The organism is Thermosulfurimonas sp. (genome assembly GCF_015491435.1).
Taxonomy (GTDB): Bacteria; Desulfobacterota; Thermodesulfobacteria; order Thermodesulfobacteriales; family Thermodesulfobacteriaceae; genus Thermosulfurimonas_A.
The window spans coordinates 1-13,562 of record NZ_WFVX01000098.1 but is presented as its reverse complement, the minus strand read 5'-3'; the positions used below and the strand labels follow the sequence as shown (position 1 = coordinate 13,562).

Annotated in this window: 12 protein-coding genes; 11 read left to right on the top strand and 1 reads right to left on the bottom strand. The window is 58.5% G+C overall.

The annotated features are described in order from the left end of the window. The 4 genes from F8J34_RS04390 to F8J34_RS04375 all read left to right on the top strand — a co-directional run. A partial coding sequence (locus F8J34_RS04390) for a hypothetical protein (RefSeq protein WP_363315415.1) occupies positions 1-2,101 on the top strand: 2,101 nt, incomplete at its 5' end. Continuing rightward, the gene (gene rsmD / locus F8J34_RS04385; RefSeq protein ID WP_297056790.1) at positions 2,098-2,643 is read left to right on the top strand and encodes a 16S rRNA (guanine(966)-N(2))-methyltransferase RsmD; all 546 of its coding nucleotides are present in this window, start codon (positions 2,098-2,100) and stop codon (positions 2,641-2,643) included. The genes F8J34_RS04390 and rsmD, both read left to right, overlap by 4 nt. After that, positions 2,624-3,136, top strand: coding sequence for a pantetheine-phosphate adenylyltransferase (gene coaD / locus F8J34_RS04380; protein WP_297056789.1), 513 nt, complete (start codon positions 2,624-2,626; stop codon positions 3,134-3,136). Before rsmD ends, coaD begins: the two co-directional genes overlap by 20 nt. Positions 3,137-3,233: 97 nt before the next feature. Further along, positions 3,234-3,902, top strand: coding sequence for a DUF3108 domain-containing protein (locus tag F8J34_RS04375; RefSeq protein ID WP_363315414.1), 669 nt, complete (start codon positions 3,234-3,236; stop codon positions 3,900-3,902). Here F8J34_RS04375 and cobU read toward each other — a convergent pair. Next, the gene (gene cobU, locus F8J34_RS04370; protein ID WP_297056788.1) at positions 3,811-4,326 is read right to left on the bottom strand and encodes a bifunctional adenosylcobinamide kinase/adenosylcobinamide-phosphate guanylyltransferase; all 516 of its coding nucleotides are present in this window, start codon (positions 4,324-4,326) and stop codon (positions 3,811-3,813) included. The two genes, F8J34_RS04375 and cobU, sit on opposite strands and share 92 nt — an antisense overlap. A 65-nt stretch (positions 4,327-4,391) precedes the next feature. Between cobU and F8J34_RS04365 the strand changes: the two genes are divergently transcribed. The 7 genes from F8J34_RS04365 to lon form a co-directional block, all read left to right on the top strand. Beyond that, positions 4,392-7,028, top strand: a complete 2,637-nt coding sequence (locus tag F8J34_RS04365; protein ID WP_297056787.1) for a valine--tRNA ligase — start codon at positions 4,392-4,394, stop codon at positions 7,026-7,028. Then, entirely contained in the window at positions 7,028-7,810 is a 783-nt protein-coding gene (locus F8J34_RS04360) for a hypothetical protein (RefSeq protein WP_297056786.1), read from the top strand. Before F8J34_RS04365 ends, F8J34_RS04360 begins: the two co-directional genes overlap by 1 nt. Next, positions 7,788-8,129 (top strand): PilZ domain-containing protein, encoded by a 342-nt coding sequence (locus tag F8J34_RS04355; RefSeq protein WP_297056785.1) that lies wholly within the window; start codon positions 7,788-7,790, stop codon positions 8,127-8,129. The genes F8J34_RS04360 and F8J34_RS04355 overlap by 23 nt, the downstream gene beginning before the upstream one ends. A 63-nt stretch (positions 8,130-8,192) precedes the next feature. Then, positions 8,193-9,512, top strand: coding sequence for a trigger factor (gene tig / locus F8J34_RS04350; RefSeq protein WP_297056784.1), 1,320 nt, complete (start codon positions 8,193-8,195; stop codon positions 9,510-9,512). A 3-nt stretch (positions 9,513-9,515) separates the two neighbouring features. Further along, entirely contained in the window at positions 9,516-10,133 is a 618-nt protein-coding gene (clpP, locus tag F8J34_RS04345) for an ATP-dependent Clp endopeptidase proteolytic subunit ClpP (RefSeq protein ID WP_297056783.1), read from the top strand. Then, on the top strand, positions 10,126-11,373 hold the full coding sequence (clpX, locus tag F8J34_RS04340; protein WP_297056782.1) for an ATP-dependent Clp protease ATP-binding subunit ClpX: 1,248 nt from the start codon (positions 10,126-10,128) through the stop codon (positions 11,371-11,373). Before clpP ends, clpX begins: the two co-directional genes overlap by 8 nt. Positions 11,374-11,410: 37 nt before the next feature. Further along, positions 11,411-13,562 (top strand): endopeptidase La (lon, locus tag F8J34_RS04335; protein WP_297056781.1); only part of this gene is annotated, 2,152 nt, incomplete at its 3' end.

The window sequence follows — 13,562 nt, the reverse complement described above, 5'->3', positions numbered from 1 at the left end:
GGCGGTGGCTCTTCCCCAGAGGATCCCCCCGCCTAACCCCCGGATTACCCTGGGTACGGTAACCGGGGCACTGGAGAAACTGCGCAGGATTCTGGCCGAGATAGGAGAAATACCCTGTCCGGGCTGCGGAAAACCCATCCGCACCCACACCCTCTCCGAGGTCCTCGCCAGGCTTGAGGCCCTTCCCGAGGGGACCCGACTTCTCCTCACCGCTCCCCTGCACGAGACCTCGGAAAAGGCCCTCTCCTATCTCCTGGGGGAGGGGTTCACCCGGTTTTTTTTAAACGATCGGGTTTATGAGCTCACCGAGGAGAACCCTCCTTCCCAGATCCTCCGGGCCGAGGTGGTGGTGGATCGGCTGATAATAAAGCGTGCGGCCCGGATGCGCCTTATCGAGGCCTTAAGGCTTGCGGAAAAGCTTTCCGGAGGGCCGGTGGTCCTGCGCCCCCTGGAAGGCCCTCCGCACTTCCTTACCCTGGGCCCCCGCTGTCCCCATTGTCTCTCCCCGATCCCGGAAATGCGTCCCGAGGACTTCTCCTTTAACCATCCCCGCGGGGCGTGTCCGGCCTGCGGAGGAATCGGGGAACACGAGGGGAGGACCTGTGCGGCCTGTAAGGGGCTGCGCCTTAAAAGGGAAGCCCTGGAGGTAAGGCTCCTGGGAGACCCCTTAAGGGATCTCCTTTCCCTTCCGCTTTCCGCCTGGCCCTCGTACCTGGCAGAGAAGGAAAGAGAGGCCGGGTCTTACCGCTTCCATCTTCGCGCTCTGAATCAGGCCTTAAGACCCCTGCTGGAAACCCTAAATCGTCTGGGACTCGGACACCTGAATCTCCTCTCGCCCTTTCACCGGCTCTCCACCGGGGAACGCAAGCGGGTAGAGCTTTCCGGGCTTCTGAGTCATCAACTCTCCGGAGTCCTTTTCATCTTTGATGAGCCCGGACTCGGCCTTTCCCCGCAGGAAAAAAAGACCCTGCTCCTTTTTTTACGCCAGCTGGTCCTTTCCGGGAACACCGTGCTGGTGGTGGAACACGATCCGGTCTTCATCCGGGAGGCCGATCTGGTGGTGGAGCTCGTCCCCGGGGCCGGGCCCGAGGGGGGAAGGCTCCTTTTCGTGGGGCCTCCGGAGGAACTCGCCCATCGGGCGGATCTCCCCACCGGGGCCTTTCTTTCCGGGAAAAAACGTCTTCGGCGGAACTTTCGTCCGGAAAAAAGGCTTCTTGAACTTCCGGGGTTCCCGGCCCTCCGGGAGGGAGGGCTCACCGTCCTCTGCGGAGCCTCGGGAAGCGGAAAGACCCGCCTGCTCCGGGAGGTGGCCGCAAGGCTTGAAGCCGCGGGCCATAAAACGGTCTTCCTTTCCGGCGAACTTCCGGGAAAGACCCGGGGCATGGTGGCGAGCTTTCTCGGGGTCCTGGACGAGCTTCGCCGGCTCTTTGCCGCCACCCCCGAGGCTCGGGCTCTGGGGCTCTCCCCGACCCACTTCAGCCCCTTCTCCCGGGAAGGGCGCTGTCCGTACTGCCATGGAGAGGGAAAACAGAGAACCGAAATCTCCGGACTCCTGGAGACCGAAACCCCCTGCGAGGAATGTCAGGGCTCGGGACTAAGACTCGAGGCCCTCAGGGTAACCTATCGGGGGTTGCGGTTCCCGGAGGTGCTGGCGCTCTCCTTAACCGAGGCCCGGGATCTTTTTTCCCGAATCCCGGCGGTGACCGAAAGGCTTTCCGCAGCCCTGGAAAAGGGGCTGGGCTACCTCCGTCTGGGCCAGGACTTAAGAACCCTCTCCGGAGGAGAAAAACTCCGTCTGCGTCTCACCCGGGAGACCCTGCGCCGGTCCGGAGCGGAGGTCCTGCTCCTTGATCTCCCCTCCATGGGGCTTCACCTTGCGGATCTTGAAAGGCTCCTTGCGGTCTTCGAGGATCTGCTTCGGCGGGGGAAGACCCTGGTCCTGGCCGAAAACCAGCCCCTTTTAGCCCTTCTTTCCGATGCGATCTGGGTGGTAGAAGAGGGAAGGATTGTCTTTTCCGGGTCTCCAAGAGAATTTCTCTCCCAGGGGCCGCCCCTCTCCCGCCAGTTTGAACCCTATCTTTCTCTGGTGGAGGGGGTATGAGGATCACCGGCGGGCGACTGAAAGGGCTTCGCCTCTCCACACCGCGGGGTCGGGGCACGCGCCCCATGACCGAAAGGGTGCGAAAGGCCCTCTTTGACATTCTTTCCGAAAAGGTGCTCGAGGCCCGGGTTCTGGATCTCTTTTCCGGCAGCGGGGCCCTGGGGATTGAGGCCCTCTCCCGGGGAGCCAAAGAGGTAATCTTCGTCGAGGCCGACCTCCGGGTCTGTGAGGTGATACGCCGTAACCTTTCCCATTGTTCCCTGGAGGAAAAAGCCAGGGTGATACGGGGAGTCCTTCCCCGGGCCCTGTCCCGTGTCCCCCCGGGTCCCTACGATCTGATCTTTCTCACTCCCCCCTATCGCAGCGGGTTGGCCGCAAAGGTCCTGCAGGCCCTTTCCGAAGCCTGGCTTTCTCCGGAAGGGGTCCTGGTGGTGGAAGAGGCCAGAGAGGAAGAGGTAACTCCTCCTCCCGGTCTCCGGGAAAGGGATAGACGAGTCTATGGTCAGACGGTACTTTATTTTTATGGCCGATCGAGAGATTAAGATAGCCGTCTATCCGGGCACCTTTGATCCCGTAACCAACGGACATCTGGACCTTATCCGGCGGGCCCTCCGGCTTTTCGATCGTCTTATCGTGGCCATAGGAGAAAATCCGGCCAAAAAACCCCTCTTCAGTCTGGAGGAACGACTGGAAATGCTGGTGGAGGCGGTGGCGGATTGGCCGCCCGAGGAGCGGACGCGCCTGGAGATCACCAGCTTTTCCGGGCTCCTGGTGGATTTCTGCCGCCGCAAAGGGGCCCGGGCCATCGTGCGGGGGCTGCGCGCGGTCTCGGACTTCGAATACGAGTTCCAGCTGGCCCTCATGAACCGCAGGCTCGCCCGGGAGATAGACACCGTGTTTCTCATGCCCGGGTTCCGCTGGATCTTCATCAGTTCCACCATTATCAAGGAGGCCGCCCGCTTCGGAGGAAACATAGAAGGTCTGGTCCCCCCCGGCGTAGTACAAAGGCTCCGGGAAAAATTCAGGCCTTCCTGAGGGAGGTTTTTTTCTGCGTTATCTCCTCTGGGTTTTTATCTGGCTAATCCTGGCCCTTCCGGGGCGTGCGGAAACCCTCTATCTGCGCTTCCGGGTAGTGTGGGAATTGATCCCCGTGGGGCAAATAGAACTCTGGAAGACACCGCATCAATATATTGCCTATGCCCATACCACCGGCCTCGGGGCCCTTATCTTTCCCTTTCGATCGCTGTGGCAAACCCGGATCGACGGGGAAGGTTATCCCCGGATCACCCGGATAGAAGTACTGGAGAGAAAACACCCCAAGAAAAAGATTCTTTATTTCTATCCACGGGAAGGAAAGGTCATCCGGGAAAAGATCACCCCCAGGAAACACCTTACGGAAACCTATGCGGCTCCTTACCCTCTTTATGATGAGCTTTCAGGTTTCTGGGCGGCTGTAACCCATCCCTGGCATAAACCGAAAGAAACCCTCCTCCTGAGGATCTTTGCCGGAGAAAAGGCCCATATGGTTACGGTAAGGGCCCTGGGCTACGAAAGGATCAAGACCTTTCAGGGCTGGCGCAGGGCTTTCAGGATCCAGGCCGATCTTCCTACCGCCAGCGAACTTATTCGGCACTCCCGAAAGGCGGTGCTCTGGCTTTCCCCGCAGGGCTGGCCCCTGGCAGGAGAGGGGAAGATCCCCCTCGGACACCTCAAGGTCTTTCTGGTAAAGGTTTTAAAGGGAGCACATGCCCCGCCACCACCAAAAGCACTTCTTGACAGGCTTGAGCCAGTCCCCGATTGAGCCCTCCCAGGAGATTGACATAACGGCGGGTAAGGGGATCCGGCGGAAGGGGAGAAAGCCCCACCTCGTTACTGACCAGGATCAACCTTCCCCGAAAGTCCTTTACAGTATCTACTAATTCCTGGATCTCTTTTTCTACCTGACGTTGATAGTGAAAGAGATTTCCCAGCCACACGGTAAGGCAATCCACCACCACGGTGGTTCCGGAAAGATCCCTTAAGACCCGGGCCAGGTGCAAAGGTTCCTCCACGGTGCGAAAGGCCGAACCCCTTTCCCGGCGGTGACGGGCGATCTTTTCGGCCATTTCCTGATCCAGGGGCTCGGCGGTGGCCACAAAGATGCGAGGCGGAGGGGCCTTCAGGGCCAGATCCAGGGCCAGCCGGCTCTTCCCCGAGGCCACACCACCCAGGATAAGCGTACGCATAAGCTTGCTTTTACCCCGGTTTTAGCTTAAAGAAAACACTCAAATACCCGCGGCGGAGGAGAGAGGTGAAGGAACTTCCCAAGAGTTACGACTTCAAGGAGGTGGAGGAGAAGTGGTATCGCTTCTGGGAGGAAAAGGGATATTTTCGCCCTCGGCTCGACCCCCGGAAACCCAAATTTTCGGTGGTCATTCCCCCGCCCAATGTCACCGGAAGTCTTCACATCGGACACGCCCTGAATAACACCATTCAGGATATTCTGGTGCGCTACAAGCGCATGGACGGCTACGACACCCTGTGGGTTCCGGGGACGGATCACGCCGGAATCGCTACCCAGAACGTGGTGGAAAGGGAGCTTGCCCGGGAGGGAAAGACCCGGCACGATCTGGGACGGGAGGCCTTTCTCAAGCGGGTATGGGAATGGAAGGAACGTTTCGGGAACCGCATTATCGAGCAACTCAAACGCCTGGGGGCCTCGTGTGATTGGTCCCGGCTACGCTTTACCATGGACGAGGGGCTTTCGCGGGCCGTGCGCGAGGTCTTCGTGCGGCTCTGGGAGGAGGGGCTCATCTACCGGGGGGACTACATCATCAACTGGTGCCCCCGGTGTCACACCGCCCTTGCCGACATCGAGGTGGAGCATCGGCCCACCCCGGGGAAGCTCTGGTATATCCGCTATCCCCTGGCGGAGGGCCAGGGCGAGGTGGTGGTGGCCACCACCCGGCCGGAGACCATGCTGGGGGACACCGCGGTGGCCGTGCACCCGGAGGACGAACGCTACCGGGACCTGGTAGGGCGCAAGGTGAGGCTTCCCCTCCTCGGGCGCGAGATCCCCATAATCGCCGATCCGGCGGTGGACCCGGAATTCGGTACCGGGGCGGTGAAGGTCACCCCGGCTCACGATTTTGCCGACTTTGAAATGGCCGAACGGCACGGCCTCCCCCGGGTAAAGATCATGGACGAGGACGGAAAGATGACCCCCGAGGCCGGCCCCTATGCCGGACTAGAGCGCTTTGAGGCCCGGAAACGCGTAGTGGCCGACCTTGAGGCCCAGGGATTCCTCGCCCGGGTGGAGGATTATGAGGTAATGCTCGGGCACTGCTACCGTTGCGATTGCGTGGTGGAACCCCTCCTTTCCAAGCAGTGGTTCGTGCGCACCAAACCCCTTGCCCAGCCGGCTACCGCGGCGGTGGAAAACGGCTTCATTCGGCTGGTCCCGGAGAACTGGAACAATCTCTACTTCGACTGGATGCACAGGATTCGGGACTGGTGTATCTCGCGGCAGATCTGGTGGGGACACCGGATCCCGGCCTGGACCTGCGAGGACTGCGGTAAGACCTCGGTGGCCCGGGAAGACCTGGAGGTCTGTCCGGAGTGCGGCTCCAGGCGCATCCGCCAGGAGGAGGACGTGCTCGACACCTGGTTTTCTTCGGCCCTCTGGCCCTTTTCCACCCTGGGCTGGCCGGAGAAGACCGAAGACCTCCGGGCTTTCTACCCTACCTCGGTGCTGGTAACCAGCTTTGACATCCTCTTTTTCTGGGTGGCCCGGATGATCATGATGGGGATCCATTTCATGGGGAACATCCCCTTCCGCACGGTTTATATCCACGCCCTGGTGCGGGACGAAAAGGGCCAGAAGATGAGCAAGAGCCGGGGAAACGTTATCGATCCGGTGGTGATGATCGAAAAGTACGGGGCCGACGCCCTGCGCTTTACGCTTGCGGCTCTGGCCGCCCAGGGACGGGACATCAAGCTCTCCGAAGCCCGGATCGAGGGCTACAAACACTTCGTAAATAAGATCTGGAACGCGATACGCTTTGTGCTTCTGAATCTCAAGGATTTCAGACCCCGGGAACTCCCCCTTGAAGAACTTCCCCTGGTCTCCCGGTGGATCCTTTCCAGACTCTCTTACACCGTGGAACGGGTGAGGGATAGGCTTGAGGCCTACGAGTTCGATCAGGCGGCTCTGGCCATCTATCATTTCTTCTGGCACGAGTTCTGCGACTGGTACATCGAAGCGGCCAAGCTCTATCTGCGCGGCGAGGAGGCCCGGAAGGCCACCCAGGAGGTACTCCTCAGAGTGGCCGAGGCCTCCCTGCGGCTCCTCCATCCCTTCATGCCCTTCGTTACCGAGGAACTCTGGCAGGCCCTTCCTCATGAGGGAGAAAGCATCATGCTGGCTCCCTATCCCCGGGCGGAGGAATTTCCCCAGGATCCGGAGGCGGAAGAAAAAATGTCCTTCCTGATGGAGATTGTCGTGGCCCTGCGAAATATCCGGGCGGATTACAACCTTCATCCTACCCGGGAGATCCCGGCGGTGGTGCTTTCGGAAAAGAAGGCCTGGCGAGATCTCCTTCAGGCCGAGGCTCCGCTGGTAAAACTCCTGGCTCGCCTTTCGGAGCTGGAAGTACGGGAAGCCGGCCGGCCGGAGGCAGCGGCCTCGGTGGTGCTCTCTGAAGCCGAGGTCTTCGTACCCCTTTCCGGGCTGGTGGACATGGCTCAGGAACTCTCGCGTCTGTACAAGGAAAAGGAAAAAACCGAAAAGGAACTTTCCCGGGTCGAAACTCGTCTGAACAATCCCCAGTTCCTGGCCAAGGCCCCGTCCGAGGTGGTGGAGAAAGAAAAGGCCCGGGCCCGGGAATTACAGGAGAAATTGCAGCGCATCCAGGAAAACATCCGCCGTTTTGAGGCCCTTAAATCCTGATGACCACCACCCTTCTGATTCTGGCCCTGGTGGCGCTGGTCTTTCTGGCCGCAGTAACGCTCTTTATCTTTCGGGAGCTGGGACGTCTTTCCGGACGGATGGAGGGATGGGAAAAGGAGATGGAAGGAGTGGAAAACCGCATTCAGGATCTATGTCAGGAGATCTCCACCCTCACCCGTCTTTTGAGCGGACGCTCCTCGGGCAAGGGAGGAGAAAACATCCTCTCCGAGGCCCTTTCGGCCCTGCCTCCGGATATCCTTCTTCAGGACGTGGAAATGGGGAACGGACGGGTGGAGTTCGCTTTGCGACTGCGCGACGGAAGTCTAGTACCTCTGGATAGCAAGTTCGTGGAACCCGGAACCCCTCCGGAGGTCATCCCCTCCCGTCTGCTGGCCCGCACCAGGGAGCTGGCCAAATATCTGGACGACCCCCGGGCGGCGGGTTTTGCCCTGGTGGCGGTACCGGACGAAGCCTATCATCTTTCTCATAAGGTGATCGCCCGGGCGGGGCTGGAAAATCGCGTAATCATGGTGCCTTATACTCAAACCCTCCCTGCCGCCCTGCTCACCCTGGCCCTGGCCACCCGATTTCAGAGGAGTCCGGAAGGTTTTTCTGCGCAAGAAATGCTTGACCTCCTCGAAAATTTGGAGAAAAATCTGATTCAAGAGGAGAAAGTATTGCGCCAAAGTTTACAAAAGATTGCCAAATTAGTGGTGCTGGTATTAAGAAAGAAGGAGCAATTCCTGGAGTATAATCTTAATGGCCGAAAAACGGTGGTATAGTCGCTATCCGGTTTCCCTTTCCGGGGGTCTGGCCAAAAGTCATTTCATGATCAAGGTGGAGTTGCTGGATCTGAGTATAGAGGGCGCCCGTATTAGAACCGATACCGATCGGCTCAAGGTGGGGGATAAAGTCAAGCTTTCCATTCATACCAAACCCCCCATCAAGGTGGAGGGAGAGGTTCGATGGTGTCGCAAGACTCCCCGGGGCATAGAGGCCGGGATCCACTTCACGAATATGGATTTCAAGTATCGCCAGCATCTCCAGTCTCTCATCTCTCAGATAGCCCTTTCCAGCACGCCCGATGCCTATTTCCGTTAGGACTTGTCGCTTCGGTCTTTTCCCGGTAGCTTTAGCCCAAATCCTGAGAAAGGGGTACGGAGGATGAAGGTAAATGTCGAGGATATAAGTGCGGTGGAAAAACGTCTCCAGGTGGAGCTCCCTCCGGAGGAGGTCAGTAAGGCCATCGATCGTACCTGTCAGCGGCTGGCCCGGGAGGTCAACCTCAAGGGTTTCCGCAAGGGACGGGTTCCCAAGAGTGTACTCAAACGGCTTTTTCGGGAACACATTGAGGAAAAGGCCGCCGAAATCCTCATCTCCGAAAGTCTTTCCCGGGCGGTACAGGAAAGCGGGCTGGTTCCCATCCTGCGCCCCCAGATAGAGAGTTACGGAAGGGTGGAAGAAACCAAATCCTTCAGCTATTCCGCCCTGCTGGATCTCCGTCCGGAGTTCGATCTTCCCCGGGAGTTTTATGTGGGGCTGGAGATAGAGAAACCCTCCGCGGAGGTCTCGGAGGAAGAGGTAGAACAACATCTGGAGGCCCTGCGCTACACCTTTGCCGAGCTTAAAAAGGCCCCGGAGGAACACGAACTCCAGGAACGTGACGTGGCCATCATCGCCTTCAAAGCCTACGAAGGCGACCAGCCCATTCCGGGGCATGAAGCCGAAGCCCTTTATGTGGATGTGGGTACCGGCGAATTTGATCAACGGGTAGAGGAGGCCCTCATCGGGCATCGGGCCGGGGATAGGGTGGAGGTGGAGGTGGAATACCCCGAAGATGCCCTCAACGAAAGGCTGGCCGGACGGCGTGTCCGTTACGAGGTAATTATCCGGGAGATCTATCTGCGGGAGCTATCTCCCCTGGACGACCAGTTTATCCAGAAGATGAACCTGGGTTTTAAGTCCGTGGAGGAGCTTCGCCAGAGGGTGAGGGCTCGGCTGGAGGAAGAGCGCAAGAAAAAGGCCGAGGAAAAGCTGCGGGAATCCATTCTGGAAAAGATCCTGGAAAAGGTGGACTTTCCCGTGCCCGAACGCTATGTGGAGTTCAAGCTCGCCCAGATGATCGAGGGAATAGCCCAGGATCTGGAATCACGCGGCCATACCTTTGAGAGCGCCGGTATCTCTGTGGAGCGTCTCAAACAGAAACTGCGTCCCACCGCCGAAAGGCAGGCGCGGGAGGAGTTCGTCCTGGAAAAGATCGCCGAGCAGGAAAACATAACCCTCTCTCAGGAAGAACTGGAGGAAAAGGCCGAAGAGATGGCCCGGGCCTCGGGCGGGAAGAAAGAAGAAGCTTTCCGGGTAATTATGACCTATATGGTACCCAAGCTCCTGGCGGAAAAGACCTTGCAGTTCCTGGTTTCCAACGCTACCTTAAAGGAGGCGAACCAGAAAGAGGAAACCGGAACAGCAGAAAAGGAAGCATAAGTCATGGCTCTCATTCCCATAGTCATTGAACAGACCGGGCGCGGCGAACGGGCGTACGATATCTATTCCCGGCTGCTTAAGGACCGGATCGTCTTTATCGGCGGCCCCATCGACGACTATCTGGCCAATCTGGTGATAGCGCAACTCCTCTTCCTGGAGGCGGAGGACCCGGATCGGGACATCATGCTTTACATTAACTCTCCGGGAGGGCTGGTCACCGCGGGGCTGGCCATTTACGATACCATGCAGTACGTGAAGCCCGATGTGTGTACCATCTGTATAGGGCAGGCAGCCAGCATGGGGGCGGTGTTGCTGGCCGCCGGGGCCAAGGGGAAACGTTACGCCCTTCCGCATTCCCGGATCATGCTCCATCAGCCCATGGGGGCCTTTCAGGGGCAGGCCACCGATGTGGATATCCAGGCCCGGGAAATCCTTCGCTTACGCGAAATTCTCAGCGATATCCTGGCCCATCATACCGGTCAGCCCCACGAACGCATCAAGGCCGATACCGAAAGAGACTTCTACATGTCCAGCGAAGAGGCCCTGCGCTACGGTATCATCGACGAAATCATAAAACCTCGCCGTCAATCCCCTTCGGAGGAAAAGAAGACGCATGAATAAGTCCAAATTTACCGGGGAGCTGCACTGTTCCTTTTGCGGTAAGAGTCAACAGGAGGTGCGCAAACTCATCGCCGGCCCTTCGGTTTATATCTGCGACGAATGTGTGGAGCTGTGTAACGAGATCATCGCCGAGGACTACGAAAAAGAGCTGGCCGAAGAACGCCTAAAGACCATTCCGAAACCCTCGGAGATCAAGGCCTTCCTGGATCAGTATGTGGTGGGGCAGGAACAGGCCAAGAAGATCCTGGCCGTGGCGGTCCACAACCACTACAAGCGTATCGAAAGCGGGGTGAACCTCAAGGAGGTGGAACTGCAGAAGAGCAACATCCTCCTCATCGGTCCCACGGGTTGCGGAAAGACCCTGCTGGCTCAGACCCTGGCCAAGTTCCTTAACGTTCCCTTTACCATTGCTGATGCCACCACCCTTACCGAAGCGGGCTATGTGGGAGAGGATGTGGAGAATATCCTGCTTAACCTCCTTCATGCCGCCGATTTCGATCTGGAGTTAGCCCAGAGGGGTATCGTTTATATCGACGAGATCGACAAGATCGCCCGCAAGACCGAAAGTCCCTCCATCACCCGGGATGTTTCCGGGGAAGGGGTCCAGCAGGCGTTACTCAAGATCCTGGAGGGGACCATTGCCAACATTCCGCCCAAAGGCGGACGGAAGCATCCCCAGCAGGAATACATCCGCATGGACACCACCAACATCCTCTTCATCTGTGGTGGGGCCTTCGTGGGGCTGGAGGACATTATCCGGCAGCGGCTGGGAAAGAGTGGGCTGGGCTTCGGGGCGGAGATCAAGAATGTGAAGGATATGTCCATCGGGGAAATCCTGGCCCAGGTGCAACCCGAAGACCTCATCAAATACGGAATGATTCCGGAGTTCGTTGGGCGGGTACCGGTGATCGCTACCCTGGATGAACTTACCGAGGAGGAATTGATCAAGATCCTTACCGAGCCCAAGAACGCTCTGGTTAAACAGTACCAGAAACTCTTCGAACTGGAGGGGGTGGAGCTCCGGTTTACCCAGGGAGCCCTGCGGGCGGTAGCCCGGGAGGCCCTCAGACGCAAGACCGGGGCCCGGGGGCTGCGGGCCATTCTCGAGGAGGCCATGCTGGATATCATGTATGAACTCCCCTCCTATGAGGGGGTGAAGGAGTGTGTGATCACCGAAGAGGTGATCTTGCGACGGGAGAAACCCATTTTAACTTTTGAAAAGAAGGCCCAGGAGGCCTAATAAAGCATGGACAAGGCCATTTGGCCGAAGGAGGACCATGGGTACCGAAAGAGATCGACTCTTACGTTTACCCCTTTTACCCTTACGGGATATCGTCCTTTATCCTAATTCGCTGGTCCCGCTTTTCGTGGGGCGGGAAAAGAGCATCCTGGCGGTAGAGCATGCGCTTTCCACCGGAAAGGAAATCTTTTTAGCGGCTCAAAAAGACGCCCAGGTGGATGAGCCAGCGGAGGAGGATATTTATCGGGTGGGGACCATCGGGCAGATTATTCAGGTCCTGCGTCTTCCGGATGGTACCATTAAGGCCCTGGTGGAGGGCAAACAGCGCGGTCGAATCGTGCGTTTTGTGCCGGATTACGACTTTTTCGTGGTAGAGGTGGAGCCCAAAACCGAGGTCATTGAAGCCGGTCCGGAGCTTGAGGCCCTGGTAAAGCTCACCCACGAGGCCTTTCAGGAATACAGTCAGATCAACAAGAAGATCTCGGCGGAGATCCTGAACAATATCCTGCAGATCAACGAACCCGCCAAACTGGCCGATCAGGTAGCCACCATCCTGAATCTCAAGCTTCCGCAAAAGCAGCGTCTGCTCGAACTCACCAGCGTACGCAAACGCCTGGAGCTGGTCTATGGATATCTGCGCGGCGAGATCGAAGTGGCCCGGGTGGAGCAGCGGATCAAGGAGCGGGTCAAAAAACAGATGGAAAAGAGCCAGCGCGACTATTATCTCAACGAGCAGATGAAGGCCATCCAGAAGGAACTCGGAGAACGTGAGGATGGCCGTAGCGATCTGGCCGAGCTTGAGCGCAGGATCAAAAAGAAGCGTCTTCCCCGGGAAGCGGCAGCGGTGGTGCGGCGAGAATTCAAGAAACTCTCCCTGATGTCCCCCATGAGTGCCGAGGCCACGGTGGTGCGCAACTATATCGACTGGATCCTGGCTCTGCCCTGGTATGAAAAGACCAAGGATAAGCTGGATCTCGAGGAGGCCGAACGCATCCTGAACGAGGACCATTACGGCCTGGAAAAACCCAAACAGCGTATCCTGGAACACCTGGCGGTGCAGAAACTGGCCAGGAAGATCAAGGGCCCCATCCTCTGTCTGGTGGGGCCTCCGGGGGTGGGGAAAACCTCGCTGGCCCGATCGGTGGCTCGAGCCCTGGGGCGCAATTTTGTGCGCATGTCCCTGGGAGGGGTACGGGACGAGGCCGAGATCCGGGGGCACCGGCGCACCTACATCGGCGCCCTTCCCGGAAAGATTATCCAGGGCATGCGCAAGGCCGGAACCATAAATCCGGTCTTCTGCCTGGACGAGGTAGATAAGATCGGTACCGATTTTCGCGGGGATCCCGCCGCGGCCCTGCTCGAGGTGCTCGACCCGGAACAGAACCACGCCTTTCAGGATCACTATCTGGAGCTGGGCTACGATCTTTCCCAGGTCTTTTTCATCACCACAGCCAATGCGCTCCACACCATTCCCGCTCCTCTGCTCGACCGGATGGAACTTATCGAGATCCCGGGGTACACCGAGGAGGAAAAACTCGAGATCGCCAAAAATTATCTTCTTCCCCGGCAGCTTGAGGCCCATGGACTCAAACCCGAGCAGGTCCCCATTCCGGATAAGACCATCCTGGAGATCATTCGGCGTTACACGCGTGAGGCCGGGGTAAGGAATCTGGAACGAGAACTTGCCACCATCTGTCGCAAGATCGCTCGGGAGGTGGCCAAGGATCCCCGGGCCTTCCGTCCCTTTACCATTACGGTAAGACGCCTAAACAAGTTCCTGGGGGTTCCGCGGTATCGCTACGGTGTGGCCGAAGGAAAACCCGAGGTGGGGATGGCCACGGGTATGGCCTGGACGGAAACCGGAGGCTCGCTCCTTCAGATCGAGGCGGTAATCATGCCCGGGAAAGGGCAGCTGCACATCACCGGAAAGCTGGGCGAGGTGATGCAGGAGTCCGTACAGGCGGCCATGAGCTACGTCCGTTCCCGGGCCCATCAGCTCGGTCTTCCTCCGGACTTCTACCAGAAGGTGGACATTCACGTCCACGTTCCGGAGGGAGCCATCCCCAAGGACGGTCCGAGCGCCGGGATCACCATTGCTACAGCCATCGTTTCGGCCCTGCTCAAGATCCCGGTAAAGAACACCGTGGCCATGACCGGGGAGATCACCCTGCGGGGGCGGGTATTACCGG

Coding starts and splice junctions, on each gene's coding strand:
- F8J34_RS04355 (WP_297056785.1), top strand. CDS start 7,788: ATGGCCGAAAAACGGTGGTATAGTCGCTATCCGGTTTCCCTTTCCGGG.
- F8J34_RS04360 (WP_297056786.1), top strand. CDS start 7,028: ATGACCACCACCCTTCTGATTCTGGCCCTGGTGGCGCTGGTCTTTCTG.
- tig (WP_297056784.1), top strand. CDS start 8,193: ATGAAGGTAAATGTCGAGGATATAAGTGCGGTGGAAAAACGTCTCCAG.
- rsmD (WP_297056790.1), top strand. CDS start 2,098: ATGAGGATCACCGGCGGGCGACTGAAAGGGCTTCGCCTCTCCACACCG.
- cobU (WP_297056788.1), bottom strand. CDS start 4,326: ATGCGTACGCTTATCCTGGGTGGTGTGGCCTCGGGGAAGAGCCGGCTG.
- clpX (WP_297056782.1), top strand. CDS start 10,126: ATGAATAAGTCCAAATTTACCGGGGAGCTGCACTGTTCCTTTTGCGGT.
- coaD (WP_297056789.1), top strand. CDS start 2,624: ATGGCCGATCGAGAGATTAAGATAGCCGTCTATCCGGGCACCTTTGAT.
- clpP (WP_297056783.1), top strand. CDS start 9,516: ATGGCTCTCATTCCCATAGTCATTGAACAGACCGGGCGCGGCGAACGG.